An 18,130-nucleotide genomic window follows, 5' to 3' on the forward strand; every position below is an offset into this window, starting at 1 on the left:
GTCATGAGTCGTCCGAACAACCGCGACGCAGAGCGTCAGGAAGGCATGGATGTGTCGAGCGAGGCAGCGGCAATCGATACGACGATGAGTGTGCTGCATGCTCATTTTGACAAGCAACCGGAGATGCGCTGTCTGCTGGTCGTCGACCCGGCCCAGCGCGATTTGCCGAACGAAGAAGGCTCTGTGTTCAGCGAGTTGACGCGCGCGGTCGTGACGATCGCGCACGACGCATATCCGGATGAACACCAACCCTACCTCGTCGAACTGGATCTGTCTTCGTCAGCGGGCGTCGCGCTTCTGAGAGAAAGTGTGCGCCTCGCATTCGAAGACAGGCGTCCTGCGTCGATGGCAAAGGGCCTCGGGCAGCGGGTCGGCGGATGGTTGGCGAGTTCTGCGTCGCCTGACAAAGTCGCCGAGCACTGGTCGAGGCAGGTGCTGCAGTATGACGAGCGAGGGCGTTTATGTGCGCTGCGTTTCTACGACACGCGTGCACTGGGCCTGATCTGGCCAGTACTGACCGAGCGACAGCAGCAGGCCTTGCTTGGGCCAGTCAAGGTCTGGCATGCGCTCGATGCCTGTGCGAAGCCGCGTGCGTATGGCAGGGATGCTGAATCGAGTCAGGCATTTTCGCTCGCGAAGGCGCAATGGCCGGGCGTGCATCGTCATGGCCTCGTCAACCGCGCAATCGCGTTGCATGCATTGGCGGCAGGCCGTCAGCCCATACCTGCGGAAGTGGCAGCGGCCGTTGCTGCCGCCGCGCGTGCGGAGCAATACGGGCTGCATGACCGTGACGATCTGGTTGCGTTCATCGGACATGCGCTTGACTGGCATCCCTGGTTCGACCGGCATCCCGAGGTTGCGAAGGCGTTGCAGCAGTGTTCGCCCGACGATTTTTATACCGCAGCGATCGGCCACCTCCAGCCTGGCGAAATCGACGAAATCCGACGCGGTGGGTGGTATGACGAGAGGGCGTCGTCTTCGATCGAGTCACGCCGGCCGATGACAGACACGAGACACGAATAACAGAAATGGCGACTACTGAACAAGAATGCGCGAATTGCCAGAAGACGGGGCTGGCGATCCTTCCCGTCCGCTATACGGTTTTGCCGAATACCGTTCCTGCAAGATTGCCGGACGGCATTGGCGGGAAGGGCGTCACTGACGTTCCGTTGACGACGCATCGTTACGGGTTGCGCACGCTCCGGGACGGGTGGCTGTACCTCTACTATGTCCAGAGTGCGAGAGGTCCCAAACGATGGGAAGTATACAAGGTGACGGAAGACGGGCGCTTGTGGAAGCAGTCGCGCCCGCTGCCTGACCAACCTTCCACGCATCCTGCGTGCGCTAAACGAGCGATTGCGGTACCGATGGATGTGATCGCAATCGAGCGTCCGGAGAAATGCACGAACCGTGTCTATATCGCGTTCTCGGAACACGCGTGGATCGAGGATACGTTCAAGCGGTACGAGGCAAATCCTGCCTTGCTCGAACAGCGCATGCAGTGGATCGAGCCGTCGAAATGGATCAACGGCGGCAACGATCCGCAAAAGCATGCCGTCGTCGCAACCCGAAAAAGTATCGATGACGTCGTCGAGTACATGCCGGGTCTGGATCCCAAGCTGCTCGATCCGAAGGATCAGCCGTTGACCGACAAGGCGGGCGTGTACGATCCGAAACTGATGGGGCGGGAGTCGACCCGGTATCCGTTGCATATCCGTCAGGCCTCTCCGCAGTCCACGAGCGAAGCGTTGGTCAAATTGATGAACACGATCGGCTCGACCGGCAAGGGGCAATCTCATCCGCCGATGATGCTGGCGTTGTGGGATGGTATCGGCAACGCGCACGAACTGAACGATTTTCGCAACGACGCAGGCAGCATGTTGTCCTTGTATGTCAAGGAGCAGGGCACGCAGATCGACGCGATGCTGTCGATCGATGCGGCGGAAGTGGCCGTGCGAAACGGTGCGGTTGCGTTCAAGAGCCGCATGCGGTCCGCGTTGCGGGCCGGCTGGGAAGGCATGTTGAACAATCCCGGCGCGATGGACGGGATTCCGAGTTATGCCGTCATCACGCCGGAGCAGCAGGCGGCGTCGGACAGGCGGATTCAGGAAGCGGGCGTGATCAGCCCCGAAGAAGCGAAGACGATCGGCGACGCCGAGTGGCCGAAGTACCAGGACAAACTGAATCTTCGGAAGCTCGGGGATTTCCGGCCGTGGTTCAAGTCCGTTCAGGACGCGGTCAAGGCGATTCAGGCCCGGCGTACGCCCGATGTGAAGGCGTGGCTGAAGGCGCCCACGTTCATCGCGGCGTTGCATGATTATCACGAAGAGAACGCGGACGACGGTCGGGCATTCGAGAAGGTCATCGTTCAGGCGATCAACGGGTTGCCGTCGGAAGATCGCGGCGCGGCCGTCGTCTACGATCTGGTCAACAACATGGATCCGACATTGCCGACCAGCCTCGTGTGGCGAGCGTTCGCCTACAACCAGAAGCATCCGAAGGCCGAGATCAAGGAACTGCTGGCACAGGCGATCGCGAACAAGACGACCAAGGCGGATCCGGTCAGCGACATCGCCGACAAGATCGGCAAGGTGCTGGAGCAACTGAAGAACTTCGTCGATTTTCGGGAGAAGATGACTGAGGTTCATGAGCATCAGAACCCGATATCGGTATCTGAAAAGTACTTGAAGAGTATTCAAGGCGACGGTCTCGTCATCACGATGGGCAACGCGCTGTTCAAATGGACTGGGCTGGGCGTGCTGGGGGACTGCGCGGGCACTTTCATGATTCGCGGCGCGCTGATGTTGCGCGTCGGTATCAGCAAGGCGGACACGATCGATCTCGTCAGGCAGGCGGTCAAGGTCGAGCCTGATTTGCGCCTGAAGTTGCAGCAGGGATATCGGACATTGCGCAGCCAGGGGATTGCGGCGAAGGATGCATTCGTGAGGACGATACAGTCGCTAGCGGAACACGAGGGCGGCCAGCTCTATCGCGCGAAGTGGAATGCGGTCAAGCTGACGCAGGAAGGCAAGGCCGTCAATCTTGGCGTGCGGATCGGTGGTACCTTGGCCGTGATCGAATTGCTGAGCTTCGGTTGTGCGCTTGCGAAGGCGGACAAGAAGGGCGAGGACTACGCAATGCTGGTGGCGGGCGGGTTCTCGTCGATGTCCGCGTGTCTGCAGGCGTCGACGAAGCTGATGACAGGGCTGGCGAAGGATGCGGCGCGGACGTTGACCAATCTGAAGGCGATTACGGGGTATTTTGGTGGGGCGTCGGCGATGATTGGGATGGTTCTGGATTTTGGGAAGGCCTTTGAAAGCACGGGGAAAAATCAGTATTCCGCAGCAGTAGCCTATTTTTTTAAGGCATCGATTGGTTTTGGAGTGGCGACAGCGAATTTTCTCACGGCATTGACCTCATCTGCTCCATTAGTCGCTCGGATTACGGGCGGGCGTGGCGTGGTATTTATCGGGAAGGTCGGCGCCGGTATTGCAGGTGCCACCGCGCGGTCGAGCGCAATAGCTGCAGGCACGGCTACAGGACGGCAAGCGGCTAACGAAATTGGTAAGAGGGCAATCGGAGTGGCGGCCGAGGAGGCCGGAATTATCATCACTGAACGCGTTGGCCTTTTGGCGATTGGTCGTGTGGTTCTGTTCCTTGCCGGTTGGGAGGTTGCCGTGGCGCTGGTGGTGCTGCAGCTTCTGATCGCATATTTCTCCGATAATGAATTGCAGACATGGTTCGAGAAATGCACGTTCGGTAAGAGCCCGGATAGCCCGCCATGGGCGATCGATAAGCAACATGAAGAATTTGAGAAGGCCCTCGCTAGTGTCGGTTTGAAGTCCGATAACGGTATCTGATGAATATGGATAAAGATAAAGTATCTTCTACAGCCCTGCTTCGCGGATGTATTAAAGATCTTCGAAAAACGCGAAGCAATCATGATTTCCTATTTGGCGACGCGGATCGCGCCAAGATGGGGGCGACGGCCGTTGCGGCAGGTTTAGTTGGTTTGGGTGGCGTCGCCGTCGGGTTGAGTGGTATGGCAATGGATACCACCGAGGAGGCTGATTTGCTCGAGTTTGAACTTGAGGGAAAGTCGGTGAGGGCTTGGGTTTGGTGGTCGGTGTTTACGGAGGGCGATGAGGTAGAGATTGTTGCCGAACGCTGGGGTGAAACCTGGCAGGCATTCGGTATTCGGCGACTTTCTGACAAGATTGTGGCCCTTCATCCGCATTGTAGTCGCGGCCGTTTTGCTCACTATCGGGCGTCATTTAAGTGGGGTGGGTTATTCTTCGCGGCAGCGATGATTGCGGCATATTTTATAATGGCGTGCTTTGCTATTTTTAAGGGTGGCGTTCCGGTTGAAAATTTAATCATAACTTGCGCCTTGGGAACTTTGGTGTCGGCTCTGGGTTATGGGTTTATTACTTATCGTGTTGCACGGAAGATGATGGGTTTCGTTCGTCTTGCTGAAGGGATTTTTGAGGGGTTCGGCTGGAAGGATGTGAAGAACATTGATCTTCCTGCCATCACGAAGAAGGGAAAGAAGCCGGGCGACCCGGGTGCATTGGGTGTGCTGTATTTTCGCTACTGATTGTTCATCGATGAGTATGTTGTCCGATCAAATGCAGTTGCTTCGTGGGCGCGTTGGCAATCTACGGAAGTCGCGTTGTGGCTGGGATTTCCTTTTTGGTGACGCTGATCGCGCCAAGATGAGTGCGACGGCGATTGCGGCAGGTTTGGCAGGTTTGGGCGGTGTTGCAGTCGGGTTGAGCGGTATGGCAATGGACACCACTGAGGAAGCCGATTTGCTTGAGTTTGATCTCGATGGTAAGCCGGTGAAGGCATGGGTTTGGTGGTCGGTGTTTGCCGAAGGTGACGAGGTTGAGGTTGTTGCCGAATATTGGGGGAATACCTGGCAAGCATTTGGCATCCGAAGGATTACCGACAAGATTGTAGCGCTCCACCCGCATTGCAGTCGGGGGCGCTTTGCTCACTATCGTGCTTCATTTAAATGGGGTGGGATTTCATTTGCATCATTGATGCTTGTTGGGTATTTTATTATTTCGTGTTTTGCGATTTTCAAAGGCGGGGTTCCGATCGAGGATTTGCTTATATCTGGTGCAATTGGAACATTAATGACAGCTATGGGATTTGCATTTGTTACATATCGAGTCTCGCGGAAAATGATGGGTTTCGTTCGTCTTGCTGAAGGGATCTTTGAGGGATTTGGTTGGAAGGATGTCAAAAACATCGATCTTCCTGCCATCACGAAGAAGGGAAAGAAGTCGGGTGAACCGGACGCGTTGGGTGTTCTGTATTTCCGCTACTGACCCACTATCAATGAGTATGTCGTCACATCAGATGCAGTTGCTTCATGGGCACATTGGCAACCTGCGGAAGTCGCGTTGCAACTGGGATTTCCTTTTTGGGGATGCTGATCGGGCCAAGATGGGCGCGACGGCGATTGCGGCAGGCTTGGTCGGTTTGGGCGGTGTTGCAGTCGGGTTGAGTGGTATGGCAATGGACACCACCGAAGAGGCCGACTTGCTTGAGTTTGAGCTCGAGGGGAAATCGGTGAGGGCTTGGGTTTGGTGGTCGGTATTTGCGGAAGGCGATGAGGTAGAGGTTGTTGCTGAGCGTTGGGGCAACACGTGGCAGGCATTCGGTGTTCGGCGACTTTCTGACAAGATCGTTGCACTCCATCCGCATTGCAGTCGTGGTCGGAACGCACACTACCGTTCGGCGTTGAAATTATGGTGCAAAATTTCAATGACGTTGATCGCTGTGTTGTTTATATTTGGTTTTTCGTATGGTTTCTTTAAATACGGATCGGAGACGGATTGGGTGGGTCTCTCGATCGGGCTTGCAATGGGCGGATTCGCGGCGGCGGTGGTATACGGAATTATCGCCTTCCGCATCGCGAGAAAATTCATGGGATTCGTCGGACTCGCGGAGAATATTTTTACGGGGTTTGGTTGGAAGGATGTGAGAGATATCGATCTTCCTGAAATTACAAAAAATGAAAAGAAGCCTGGCGAGCCGGGTGCATTAGGTGTTTTGTATTTCCGCTACTAACCATCTATCAATGAGTATGCCGTCGCATCAGGTGCAGTTGTTTCATGGGCACATTGGTAACCTTCGGAAGTCGCGTTGCGACCGGGATTTCCTTTTTGGAGACGCTGATCGAGCCAAGATGGGCGTAACGGCTATTGCGGCTGGTTTGGCTGGTTTGGGTGGAGTTGCAGTTGGGCTGAGCGGTACGGCAATGGATACCACTGAGGAAGCCGACTTGCTTGAGTTTGAGCTCGAGGGAAAATCGGTGACGGCTTGGGTATGGTGGTCGGTGTTTACGGAAGGCGATGAGGTGGAGATTGTTGCTGAAGGATGGGGTGACGTGTGGTACGCCTTTGGTATTCGTCGAATTTCCGACAAAATTGTCGCGCTTCATCCGCATTGCAGCCGGGGGCGTTGTGCACACTATCGAGCATCGTTTAGGTGGGGCGGGATGTTTCTCGCGTTGGCACTGGTGGTGGCGTATTTCACAATTGCTTGTTTTGCCATCTTCAAAGGTGGAGCCCCGATTGATAGTTTACTTATAGGGTGTGCGCTGGGCAGTTTGGGTTCGGCTGCAATTTTTTCTCTTATTACCTACCGAATCTCACGAAAAATGATGGGCTTCGTCCATCTTGCTGAAGGGATTTTTGAAGGATTCGGTTGGAAGGACGTAAAGAACATCGATCTTCCCGCCATCACGAAGAAAGGAAAGAAACCGGGGGAGCCTGGCGAGCTGGGCATCCTGTATTTCCGTTACTGAGCGCACTCGGCTCGGGTTACCAACAAGGCATCTCATTCATGATGAACCTCATCCGTGTCGGCGACGACACCGACCATGGCGGCAAAGTCATCACCGGTTCGTCGAAGATGCGTTTCGACGGCCGTTTCGTGGCGCGCAAAGGCGACGAAGTGTCGTGTCCTCAGCATCCGGAAGTGAAGCCGAACCTGATCGTGGAGGGCGACGAATCGATGACCGACGACGGCGTCCCGATCGCGCGGCACGGTCATCGTGCGACTTGCGGATGTTGCTTGATTTCAAGCCTCGTCTGAGTGGTACGGAGCACGAAGCAGCCGTTCTCCGAAGTTGGTCGCACAAGATAGTCAGACAAGAGCGACCGTCCCCGGTCGCGGTGTGCAGCGCTGAATTTCCCGACCGGTGTTGGCCGACATGACGACGAGCTGGACGAAGTTCGTTGCCGACATATGCGTTGTGAAAAAGTGTTGCATTACGCCGACGAACGCATTCAGACTGGTTGTGGCGAACGCCTGTTCGTCAACGGTCAAGGTTACCTCCAGACCCCTTACGAAGCTCGGCATGGGTTCTCCCGACAGCCAGAGCTGCTTGACGCGATGGCCCAGATTCGTCAATCCGTCGATCAGGTTCGTATGTCTCCCGGACCGCGGGGTGAATTGACGGAGTAGGCGTTTCAATTCCACAAGCCCGGTGCGGGTCAGCTCGATCGAGTGTGGCGCGAGTTGCGCGATGAGCCGCCATACGGCGTCGCCTTGTTGCGGCAAATGTGCGACCTCGGTGGGCGTATCGAGCATCATGATGCGCGACACCATTGGGCCTTGTTCATTCACGAGATCGCCATTCTCCGCACTTGCCCGTATTCTGCGCGGGAGATCGCCGTTCGAGCAGGTCATGTTCGCCGTGATCTGCTCGATCCCGGTGTCGAGGGCAGGGCGGCCATCGAGTCCGATCAGGCCGAGCGCGGCGTTCACCTTTCCTGACGGCGTTGCTGCCGTGTCTTGGACGAGAACCCAGTAAGGGCCGGCCAGACCGCCGGCGCCGCCGTGCATGAGCGACGTGAACGGCTGAATGATATTCGTTCTGGATGCGCCGGTCGTGGCGCGGACCGTATCGACCGACCACACTGCAACCTGGGCTGCGTCGGTGTTCTGAGATTGAACCGGATACGTGTCGGTCAGCGGGTCTCGCTTGAGCGGCACGGACGTAAGCCGGAACAGATTGACGATCGGCGTGCAGAAGAGTTTCAGGTGCTCTGCAGACAGGTTTGCCAGCCGCTGCGCTTCTCGCGAATCCGGATGTACGCCGCAGATGGCGAGGTGCAGCGTCAACTGCGGACTGGGCCCTGCTGCACGCACGAGCGCGGCGAGATCGACGTCGACGAAATCGAATTTCTTCGAATACGCAAAGTATTCGCCGACCAGCCTCAAAGCCGGTGATCCGTCGTCTTCTTCGATCAGTTTCTCGGTATCGTCGTAGCCCACTGACGCAAGCGGCGGAGCGGGCAGTGCGGTCCAGCGCCGTTCGGTATCTTCGACGAAAGCCGCTGCCGTGCGCATCGTTATGGCATCCATTGCCGCGGCGACAACTTCATCGGCGCCATCGATATGGATGCGCAAGGGACTTGGGATGGACTCGATACGAAAGTCAGGCCGCGTAACGGCGAAGGTGACGGAGAGGAGGCCGGTTGTGCGCGGTGGCAATACGACGTCAGAGGGAACGGCTGTCGCCGATACGTAGCGCGCAGCCGCAACGCATATGGGGGCAAGCGTGACGTCGTACACGGTCCGGAACCTGCAGTCCTCTGCCTTGCTCGAGAGTTCGGTACCGCGGGGAATCAATGACGGCTCGGTGAGCTTGTCGAACATATCGGAAACGTCGAACCGGGCAATGGCACATGCCGGCAGCGGTCGGACATACTGGGGATGCAGCATGCCGAGGAGGGCGTCGGCAAACTCCGTGTAGTTGTCGTCGAGCCGAACGTCGATATTCGCGGCAAGAAGAGCGAATGATTGCAGCATTCGCTCGATATGCGGATCTTCGGAGCGGTCTCCGTTGATTCCGAGGCGGACTGCAATTTTGGGATAGCGCGCCGAGAAGGAGGCAATCGATCGGCGCAGTAGGGCAAGTTCTCTTTCGTAGTGCGGAAGCAGATGATCCATTGCGTGAAGTGGCGAACCGATCAAGCGTTAAAAACACGAATTCGCTGTCTGTCCGGTCGCGCTGAATGATGTCGGGCGCGTTAGCGCTGGCATCGCAATGATAACTGCAAAATTACAAAATGCTGTCGGTGTGTGTCGATCCGCTTTCCGATCAGCCGGTTTCAGAATCGGATTGGCGGCGCTGGATGCCCATGTCACGCGTCGCGCGTTCGCTGCCCCCGCGTGCGCTTCACCTCATACATCGCCTGATCCGCATGCTCGATCAGCGCGTTCATGTCGGTGCCGTCGTCGGGCAGCATCGCGATCCCGACGCTGACGCCCAGCCGCAGCGCGTGTCCCTCGAATTCGAACGGTTCGCCGACCTGCCGCGCGAGCCGCGTGCTTTGCGTGTGCGCATCGTCGCGGTTGCCGACGTTCGGCAGGATCACCGCGAATTCGTCGCCGCCGACGCGCGCGACCGTATCCGAACGCCGCACCGCACCGATCATCCGCGTGGCGATCTCGCGCAGCGCGGCGTCGCCCGCGCGATGGCCGAAACCGTCGTTGATCGGCTTCAGCCCGTCCATGTCGATGTTGAGGATGCCGAGCCGGCCGTTCGCGCGCAGCGCCGTATGCATCGACTGCCGCAGGCGGTCGTAGAACAGCGCGCGGTTCGGCAGGCCCGTGAGCGCGTCGTGCGTCGCCCGCAGGTACAGCTCGTTCGCCTCGTTGCGCGCGGCGTAGAACATCGCGGCGGCGATCAGCCCGGCCGTCAGCCGCAGCGTGCCGGCGTCGGCCGGGGAGAAGCCGTCGACGTCCGGCGACATCACCTTCAGCACGCCGACCGTCGTGTCGGCATGCGTGAGCGGCATCACGAGCATCGAGCGCAGGCCGACCCGGCGGCACGCGTCGCGATCGACGCGCGGATCGGTTTCCGAATCGACGCAGTGCAGCAACTCGCCGCGCTGCACGCACAGGCCCGACAGGCTGCCCGAGCGTCGCAGCCGCAGGCCGAGCATCCCGGCGGCCGTGCCCGACGCGGCGCGGTACACCATGTCGTCGCCTTCGGCGAATTCGACCGCCGCGGCGCTCGCGCCGGTGAGCAGCGGCACCTGCTCGGCCACATAGGCCATCACGCTGCCGAGGTCGAGACCGAGTTTCGCGATCTCGGTTTGTGCCGCGATGATGCGCAGCAGCGTGTCGGGGGACGGGGTGGCTGTGTCGACGATTTGATCCAAGTCGTTTTTCCGCGAAGAAAGATCATCGGGTAGTACGGGAGTGCGGTAGCATACGCGCCGCCCCGCGGCAGCGTCTTGCGGGCGGTCTGCAACGGACCGCCGCCAGCATGCCGGCCCGGCCGGCCGCGTCGGCAGTATGCCGTTCGGTCCCGCCGGCAGCAATGGCGAAAATTTTGCCATTCACTCCTTTTGCACAGCATTTCCGACCGGATTGAGGTTTTTTTCGCTTCACTGTCGCGAATCGGGGTAAGTTTTGTCCTATTTTTGAGATAGTGTGACGAATGAGCGCGTGCCGGTGCCAGGCGCGCGCGCAAACACGACGACAGCCGATTAAAGAATGTGCCGCTTCGTTTCGATAAATGAATCGGGCCAGTTAATTGATATGAGGGGAAGCAGTGGGGATGTTCACTCACGGGCATAGCTGCTTTGCGCGCATCGGTTTCGGTGCGACGGACGACCGGATGACCCTGACGAAACGGAGCGGCGCATGAAGCCGGCCGCGTCGCTGCTGCTCCTGTCGATCGCCATGGCCGGCGCTTTTCACGCGGCCGTGCTGTCGGCCGCTCCGATGCCGGCGGCCGTTGCGGCGTCCGCCGCCGGCGCGGGTAATGCGCCGGCGCCGGCGCCGGTGCTCGCGGCCGCGCCGGCGGCGGCCAGCGCGCCGTCCGCCGGGCTGCCGGCGACGACCGTGCGCCTGCCGTTCGCGTCGCTCGGCGCGTTCGAACCGCTGCGCCTGCGCGGCGCCGACGACGCGCGCACCATCCACGCGGGCGTGCGGCTCGACCGCGTGGTCACGGGCGCGCGGCTGCGCCTGACCTACGCGTATTCGCCGTCGCTCGTGTTCCCGATGTCGCACCTGAAGGTGTCGGTGAACGGCGAGGTCATCGCGACCGTCCCGTTCGACGCCGCGCGCGCGGGCCGCGCGGTCACGCAGGAGATCCCGATCGATCCGCGCTATTTCTCGGATTTCAACCAGATCGGCCTGCGCCTGATCGCGCACTACACGCTCGACCATTGCGAGGATCCGTCGAACTCGGCGCTGTGGGCCGACGTGAGCCCGACGAGCGAACTGATCCTCGACGAATCGCCGGTTCGCTTGCCGAACGATCTCGCGCTGCTGCCCGCGCCGTTCTTCGACCGGCGCGACAACGGCCGCGTGCGGCTGCCGTTCGTGCTGCCGGGGTCGCCCGATTCGGCGACGCTGCGCAGCGCGGGCGTGCTCGCGTCGTGGTTCGGCGCGCTGGCCGACTACCGGCATGCGCGCTTCCCGGTGTCGTCCGCGCTGCCGGCCGACGACCAGGCGGTGGTGGTCGGCACGGCTGCGACGCTGCCGGCCGGCCTCGCGCTGCCGTCGGTCAACGGTCCGCTGCTCGCGGTTGCCGACAACCCGGCCGCGCCGGGGCGCAAGCTGCTCGTCGTCACGGGCCGCACGGCGGCCGAGGTCGACGACGCGGTCGCGACGCTCGTGCTCGGCCGCGCGGCGCTGTCAGGGCCGGCGGCGACGGTCGCGCACGTCGATCTCGGCGCGCCGCGCAAGCCGTACGACGCGCCGCGCTGGCTGCCGGTGAACCGGCCGATCGCGTTCCGCGAACTCGTGTCCGATCTGCGCGAACTGGAAGCGCGCGGCACGACGCCCGACGCGATTCGCCTGAACCTGCGCGTGCCGGCCGATCTCCATTCATGGAACGGCTCGGGCGTGCCGATCACGCTGCGCTACCGCTACACGGCGCCGACCGTGCAGGACAACTCGACGCTCGCCGTCGAGATCAACGACCAGCTCGTGAAGTCGTACCGGCTCGGGCCCGCCCACGCCGAGGACGCGCGCGGCCGCATGCAGCTGCCGCTGCTGTCGGTGCCGGAAGGGCGCGTGACGAGCGATGTCGACATCCCGGCGTTCCGCGTCGGCAGCGGCAACCAGCTGCAGTTCCGCTTCACGCTCGATTCGCAGAAGACGGGCCTGTGCTCGAGCACGGCCACCGAGCCGCAGCGCGCGGCGATCGACCCCGATTCGACGATCGACTTCTCGCACTTCGTCCATTACGCGCAATTGCCGAACCTCGCGTATTTCGCGAACAGCGGTTTTCCGTTCACGCGCTTCGCCGACCTGTCGCAGACGGCCGTCGTGATGCCCGACCGGCCGTCGCCGCAGGAGCTCGAGGCCTACCTGACGATGCTCGGCCACATGGGCGAGTGGACGGGTTTCCCGGCACTGCGCGTGCAGGTCGCGCGGCCCGGCGACGTCGCGGCGCTGTCGGGCAGCAAGGATCTGCTCGTGATCGACGGCTCGCCCACGTCGCCGCTGCTCGCGCACTGGCGCTCGGCGCTGCCGCTCGCGATCGGCGAGCAGGGCGGTGCGGGCGGCGACGGCGCGACGCGCGTCGCGTTCACGGTCAAGGAGCGCTGGCGCAACGGCGTCGGCCTTCCCGACGGCGGCGCGCATATCGAGCAGACGGGCCCGCTCGCGGCGCTCGCCGGTTTCGAGCTGCCGGGCAGCCATGGCCGCAGCGTCGTCGCGCTGACGGCGACCGACCAGCCGCGCCTCGGCGATCTGCTGAACGTGTTCGAGAACTCGGGCCTCGTGTCGCAGTTGCAGGGCGACCTCGCGCTGGTGCGGCCGGGGCAGGTCGACAGCCTGCGCGTCGGCGAGCCTTACGTGGTCGGCTTCGTGCCGTGGTATGCGCGCGTCTGGACGCAGGCGGCGCGGCATCCGGTCGTGCTCGGCGCGGTCGGTGTCGTCGCGGGGCTGCTGCTCGCGCTCGGCGTGTTCAGCGTGCTGCAGAGAATCGCCGCGCGTCGACGGGGGATGTAACGGATGGCGCGGGTTATGGCGAAGCGACGGGCAACGCGGCCGGCGCGGCGCGTCGGCGCGGCACTCGCGCTGGCGGTTGCGATGGCGTGTGCGGCGGGCGGCATGGCCGCTCGCGCGCAGGCCGCGGGCGCCGGCGCGACCGATGCGGCCGCGGCCGGATGCGGCGCGCCGTGGCCGCGCTGGGACGCGTTCAAGCGCGATTTCATCTCGGCCGACGGCCGCGTGATCGATGTCGGTTCGGCCGATTCACGCACGGTGTCGGAGGGGCAGGCGTATGGACTTTTCTTCGCGCTGGTCGCGAACGACCGGCGCATGTTCGACACGATCCTCGCATGGACCGAGAACAACCTCGCGCAGGGCGACCTGAGCGCGCACCTGCCGGCGTGGCTGTGGGGCCGCGCGCCGGACGGCGCGTGGCGCGTGCTCGACGCGAACGCGGCGTCGGACGCCGACCTGTGGATCGCGTACGCGCTCGTCGAGGCCGGGCGGCTGTGGCACGAGCGCAGCTACACCGCGCGCGGCGCGCTGCTCGCGAAGCGCGTGCTCGACGAGGAAACCGCGACCGTGCCGGGCCTCGGCGTCACGCTGCTGCCCGGGCCGACCGGGTTCAAGCTGCCCAACGGCCAGTGGCGCGTGAACCCGAGCTATTCGCCGCCGCAGGTGATCCGCGCGCTCGGTGCGCGCCTGCCCGAGGACCGGCGCTGGGCCTTGCTGGCGTCCAGCACCGGGCGCGTGCTGCTCGACACGGCGCCGAAGGGTTTTTCGCCAGACTGGGCGCTGTATCGCGCGGGCACGGGCTTCGGGCCCGATCCGCAGACGCATGCGGAGAGCGCGTACAACGCGATCCGCGTGTACCTGTGGGCCGGCATGCTCGACCGCGCCGATCCGCTCGCCGCGCCGTTGCTCGCGCGTTTCGCGCCGTTCGCCGACCATATCGCCGCGCATGGCGCGCCGCCGGAGAAGGTCGATACGACGACGGGCGTCGCGGGGCCGAACGACGGCAACGGCGGATTTTCCGCGGCGGCCGTGCCGTTTCTCGACGCGCGCGGCCAGCGCGCGCTCGCCGATGCGCAGGCGGCCCGCGTCGAGTCGCTCGCGCGCCAGTCGGCGCCCGGCTATTACACGAGCGTGCTGACGCTGTTCGGCCTCGGCTGGCGCGACGGACGCTACAGGTTCGGCGCGGACGGCACGCTCGACGCCCGCTGGGGAGGCCCTTCGTGCGCCGCCCGCTGAAGTGCGCCGCGCCGCATGTCGCGGGGTTCGCATGGCTCGCGTCGTCGGTGTGCGCGGCCGCGCCGGGCACCGCAGCCGACGCGGCGATGCCGAAAACCGCGATGCCGGCGGCTACCGCTTCCGCCGATGCGCAGCGTCAGCTCGATACCGCGCGGATGTGGGGCGTCAAGCATCGCGACGACCTCGCGAACGATGCGCTGCGCAAGGGGTTGCTGATCGCGCCGGGCAATCCCGAACTGCTTGCCGAACAGGTCCGCGTGCTGCTGCGGCTCGGCGATGCGAAGGGCGCGCAGGCCGCGCTCGCGCGCCTGCAGGCGCAGTCGCCGAATGCGCCCGCGACGCGGCGGGTGGCCGACGAATACCGCGTCGCGACGAGCGGGCGCGGCGAGATGGCGCAGATCCGCCTGCTCGCCCGCAGCGGCCGCGCCGACGAGGCGGCCCGGCGGATCGTCGCGCTGTTTCCGAACGGTGCGCCGTCGGGTGCGCTCGGCGCCGAGTATTACCAGATCGTGTCGAATGCGCCGGGCGGTCGCGAGCCGGCGATCGCCGCGCTGCGCCGCGCGGCCGCGGCCGATCCGCAGGACACGAGCGCGTCGATGGCGCTCGCGCGGCTGCTGAACCAGCGTGCCGACACGCGCGCGGAGGCGAACCGGATCGCATGGTCGCTCGCGAGGCGGGACGACGCCGACCATACGGAGGCGATGGCGCTGTGGCGGCGCGTGCTGCAATCGGCCGGCAGCGATCCGGCGTATCTCGACGCGCTGCATGCGTATCTCGCACTCGTGCCGGACGACACCGAATTCAGCGACCGCGCTGCCGAACTGGACAGCCGGCGCGATGCGCAGCGCCGGCTCGAACGCGATCCCGGCTATATCGCGCAGCAGCGCGGCCTGCAGGCGCTCGCGCGCGGCGACCTTGCGGCGGCCGATCCGCTGCTCGCCCGCGCCGCACGTGCGCGCGCGGACGACGCCGATGCGGTCGGCGGGCTCGGCCTGCTGCGCCTGCGCGAAGGGCGGCACGACGAAGCACGTGCGCTGTTCGCGCGGGCCGCGACGCTCGCGACCGATCAGCGCGGCAAATGGCAGAGCCTGGCGCGCACCGCGCAGTTCTGGGGCCTGCTCGCGCAAGGCCGTGCGGCCGCCGCCGCGGGACGGCCGCAGGATGCCGAGCGCGCGGCGCGTGCCGCGCTCGCGATGCAGCCGGACAGCCCGGACGCGAAGCTGCAGCTCGCCGATGCGCTGCTCGCGCAGCGCGACTGGGCGCGCGCGGAGCCGTTGCTGCGCGAATTGCTGGCCGCGCGTTCGCCGAATCCGTCGGCCGTGCGCGGCGCGGCGATGCTGTATGAAAACACCGGCCGCGCGGACCGGATCGGCCCGCTGCTCGACGCGCTGCAAGGGCGCGTGACGGGCCGCGACGATCGCCGTGCGCTCGACGGCCTGCGCGCCGACCTGCTCGCGAACCAGGCGCGCGCGCTCGCGGACAAGGGCGAACGCGGGCCCGCCGCGCAACGCTACGAGGCGGCCGTGCGTGCGGCGCCCGACGCGCCGTGGACGCGTTTCGCGCTCGCGCGCCTGTATCGCGACATGGGGCTGCCGCAGCTCGGCCGCACGGTGATGGACGAAGGGCTCGCGCAAAGCGATACGCCCGAGATGCGCTATGCAACGGCGCTGTACCGCAATTCGCTCGACGACATCGCGGGCGCGCAGGCCGCGCTCGCGCCCGTCGACGATGCGCACCGTTCGGACGGGATGCGTGCGCTCGCGCGCAAGCTCGACGCGGAAAGCACGCTGGCCGACGCGCGCGGCGCGCTCGGGCGCGGCGATCGTGCGGCATTCGCGGCATCGCTCGCGCATGCGCAGGCAAGCGCGCCGGACGATCCCGACATGCTCGCCGCGATCGGCGCGCAGTGGATCGGCGCGGGCGAGCCTGAACGCGGCCTCGCACCGTTGCGCGACTGGATCGCCGCGCACCCGCCCGAAGCCGATGCGGACGTGCGGCTGCGCTACGGCGACTTGCTCGGCAGCGCGGGGCGCGACGACGCACTCGCCGCGTGGCTCGATGCGCTGCGCCGCGAACCGTCGCTGACGCCCGCGCAGACGGCGAGGCTCGAGGACCAGTCGCTGCGGCTCGTGCTGCGGCAGACGGACGATGCGATCGCGCGGCAGGACTACGCGCAGGCGCGTGCGCTGCTCGATCGCGCGAGCCCGGCCGGCCGCGCGGACAAGCGCCATGCGCTCGAACTGGCCGATCTCGAACGCGCGCAGGGCCATTACGGCGCGGCGCGCGACGCGCTCGCGGCGGTCGTCGCGCGCACGCCGAACGATGCCGATACGCAGCTCGCGCTCGCGCGCATCGACGAGGACAGCGGCAACCGCGCGGCCGCGCTCGCGCGGGTGCAGGCCGTGCTCGCACGCACGCCGGACGACGACGTCGACACGCAACTGTCGGCCGTGCGCCGGCTGAACGCGCTGCGCCGTCCGGACGAAGCCGCGCAGGTGACCGGCCGGCTGCAGGCCGCGTATCCGGCGCGTGCGGACGTGACGGTTGCGGCCGGACGCGTGGCCGAGGCACAGGGCCGCTATGACGACGCGGCGTCGCTGTACCGGCTGTCGCGGTCGCAGGAACGCACGGCGGGTGTGAGCCCGGGCCGCGACGGCCTGACGCCCGCGCAGGCCGCGTTCGCGGATCTCGAACAGCGGCGGAACCCCGAGATCGAGACCGGCTGGATGCCCGCGTACAAGTCGGGCGACGAAGGCATCTCGTCGTATCGCGCGCAGCAGGTGCCGATCTACCTGCAGATGCCGATTCGCTACGACGGGCATGTGTTCGCGCAGATCGACACCGTGCATCTGGATCCGGGCACGCTCGATACGAGCGACCCGAACGCGTATTCGCTGAAGACGTTCGGGACCTACGCGGCGCTCAGGGCATCGAGCGGGCTGCCGCCCCCGTTCCAGTCGAATCAGCAGGCCGCCGCGCTGATCGCGAATCCGCCGGGCTCGCTGCACCAGTCGACGACGGGTGTCGCGCTCGGCGCCGGCTATCGCACCGATGCATGGCGCTTCGATCTCGGCACGTCGCCGCTCGGTTTCCCCGTGCATTACCTCGTCGGCGGGGTGCGCTACCGCTTCGACGCGGGCCCGGCGAGCTTCAGCGTGAATGCGTCGCGGCGGCCGGAAACGAGCAGCGTGCTGTCGTACGCGGGGATGCGCGACCCGTGGACGGGCGCGGTCTGGGGCGGGGTGCGCCGCGACGGCATGAACCTGCGCGCATCGGTCGACGTCGGCCGCACGAACCTGTTCGCGGAACTCGGCGCGGGCGTGCTGTCCGGCCGCAACGTCGAACGCAACGCGGAAGTCACGCTGCGCACCGGGTTCACGGTGCCCGTGTACGAGCGCGCGACGATGAAGGTCAGCACCGGGCTCGTCGGCAATGCGTGGCACTACGCGCAGAACCTGCGCTACTACACGTACGGGCAGGGCGGTTACTACAGCCCGCAGCGCTACCTGTCGCTCGGCGTGCCGATCGAATGGGCGGGGCGGCGCGACGCGCTGTCGTGGGACCTGACCGTCACGGGCGGGATCTCGAACAGCTACGAGAAGGATTCGCTGTTTTACCCGACGTTCTCGGACCAGCGGGCCGCGCAGGTCGCGGCCGGGTTCGTATACGCGGGCAGCTCGACACGCGGCGTGTCGTTCTCGTACGGTGTGAACGGCATCGTCGAGTACCGCGTGAACCCGCACCTGAGCGTCGGCGCGCAACTGCATGTCGACCGGTCGCACGACTACGCGCCGAGTTCGGCGCTCGTGTACCTGCGTTATGCATTCGATGCGCGCGCGCAGCCCAGCTGGCTCGTCACGCCGACGCCGGTGCGGCTTTATTCGGATTACTAGGGGAA

12 protein-coding genes are annotated in these 18,130 nt (G+C 64.3%); 10 read left to right on the forward strand and 2 right to left on the reverse strand.

Annotated elements, in window-relative coordinates; genetic code table 11:
- The first annotated feature begins 3 nt into the window (after window positions 1-3).
- Genes KVT39_RS24470 through KVT39_RS24500 form a run of 7 tightly spaced genes read left to right on the forward strand, consistent with a single transcriptional unit; the run spans window position 4 to window position 7,110 of the window.
- Window positions 4-1,023 carry a DUF4123 domain-containing protein gene (locus KVT39_RS24470; RefSeq protein WP_131947653.1) on the forward strand — a complete coding sequence of 340 codons (1,020 nt, stop codon included), beginning with the start codon at window positions 4-6 and terminating at the stop codon, window positions 1,021-1,023.
- A 5-nt stretch (window positions 1,024-1,028) separates the two neighbouring features.
- Entirely contained in the window at window positions 1,029-3,860 is a 2,832-nt protein-coding gene (locus tag KVT39_RS24475; protein WP_217590394.1) for a T6SS effector BTH_I2691 family protein, read from the forward strand.
- 5 nt (window positions 3,861-3,865) lie between these two features.
- The gene (locus KVT39_RS24480; protein ID WP_217590464.1) at window positions 3,866-4,597 is read left to right on the forward strand and encodes a putative type VI secretion system effector; all 732 of its coding nucleotides are present in this window, start codon (window positions 3,866-3,868) and stop codon (window positions 4,595-4,597) included.
- Between the two features lie 10 nt (window positions 4,598-4,607).
- A complete protein-coding gene (locus KVT39_RS24485) occupies window positions 4,608-5,336 on the forward strand; it encodes a putative type VI secretion system effector (RefSeq protein ID WP_217590395.1) in 729 nt (242 codons plus the stop codon).
- 31 nt (window positions 5,337-5,367) lie between these two features.
- Window positions 5,368-6,081, forward strand: a complete 714-nt coding sequence (locus KVT39_RS24490) for a putative type VI secretion system effector (protein ID WP_243565428.1) — start codon at window positions 5,368-5,370, stop codon at window positions 6,079-6,081.
- Between the two features lie 10 nt (window positions 6,082-6,091).
- Window positions 6,092-6,820: a putative type VI secretion system effector gene (locus KVT39_RS24495; RefSeq protein WP_217590396.1), complete on the forward strand. Its 729-nt coding sequence runs from the start codon at window positions 6,092-6,094 to the stop codon at window positions 6,818-6,820.
- A 38-nt stretch (window positions 6,821-6,858) separates the two neighbouring features.
- Window positions 6,859-7,110, forward strand: a complete 252-nt coding sequence (locus KVT39_RS24500; RefSeq protein ID WP_131947657.1) for a PAAR domain-containing protein — start codon at window positions 6,859-6,861, stop codon at window positions 7,108-7,110.
- 51 nt (window positions 7,111-7,161) lie between these two features.
- Here KVT39_RS24500 and tssF read toward each other — a convergent pair whose 3' ends face one another.
- Both tssF and KVT39_RS24510 read right to left on the reverse strand, forming a co-directional pair.
- On the reverse strand, window positions 7,162-8,973 hold the full coding sequence (gene tssF, locus KVT39_RS24505; RefSeq protein WP_217590397.1) for a type VI secretion system baseplate subunit TssF: 1,812 nt from the start codon (window positions 8,971-8,973) through the stop codon (window positions 7,162-7,164).
- A 194-nt stretch (window positions 8,974-9,167) separates the two neighbouring features.
- Window positions 9,168-10,190, reverse strand: a complete 1,023-nt coding sequence (locus tag KVT39_RS24510) for a sensor domain-containing diguanylate cyclase (protein ID WP_217590398.1) — start codon at window positions 10,188-10,190, stop codon at window positions 9,168-9,170.
- A 487-nt stretch (window positions 10,191-10,677) separates the two neighbouring features.
- On the opposite strand from KVT39_RS24510, the gene bcsB reads away from it, so the two are divergent.
- From bcsB to KVT39_RS24525, 3 genes are read left to right on the forward strand one after another with little or no spacing between them, the layout of a single operon-like run.
- Window positions 10,678-12,999 carry a cellulose biosynthesis cyclic di-GMP-binding regulatory protein BcsB gene (gene bcsB / locus KVT39_RS24515; RefSeq protein ID WP_217590399.1) on the forward strand — a complete coding sequence of 774 codons (2,322 nt, stop codon included), beginning with the start codon at window positions 10,678-10,680 and terminating at the stop codon, window positions 12,997-12,999.
- 3 nt (window positions 13,000-13,002) lie between these two features.
- Window positions 13,003-14,232 carry a cellulose synthase complex periplasmic endoglucanase BcsZ gene (gene bcsZ, locus KVT39_RS24520; RefSeq protein ID WP_217590400.1) on the forward strand — a complete coding sequence of 410 codons (1,230 nt, stop codon included), beginning with the start codon at window positions 13,003-13,005 and terminating at the stop codon, window positions 14,230-14,232.
- The gene (locus KVT39_RS24525; RefSeq protein ID WP_217590401.1) at window positions 14,217-18,125 is read left to right on the forward strand and encodes a cellulose synthase subunit BcsC-related outer membrane protein; all 3,909 of its coding nucleotides are present in this window, start codon (window positions 14,217-14,219) and stop codon (window positions 18,123-18,125) included. The genes bcsZ and KVT39_RS24525 overlap by 16 nt, the downstream gene beginning before the upstream one ends.
- The last annotated feature ends 5 nt before the right edge of the window (window positions 18,126-18,130 follow it).

It is taken from the genome of Burkholderia sp. GbtcB21, assembly GCF_019091065.1.
GTDB lineage: Bacteria > Pseudomonadota > Gammaproteobacteria > Burkholderiales > Burkholderiaceae > Burkholderia > Burkholderia pyrrocinia_C.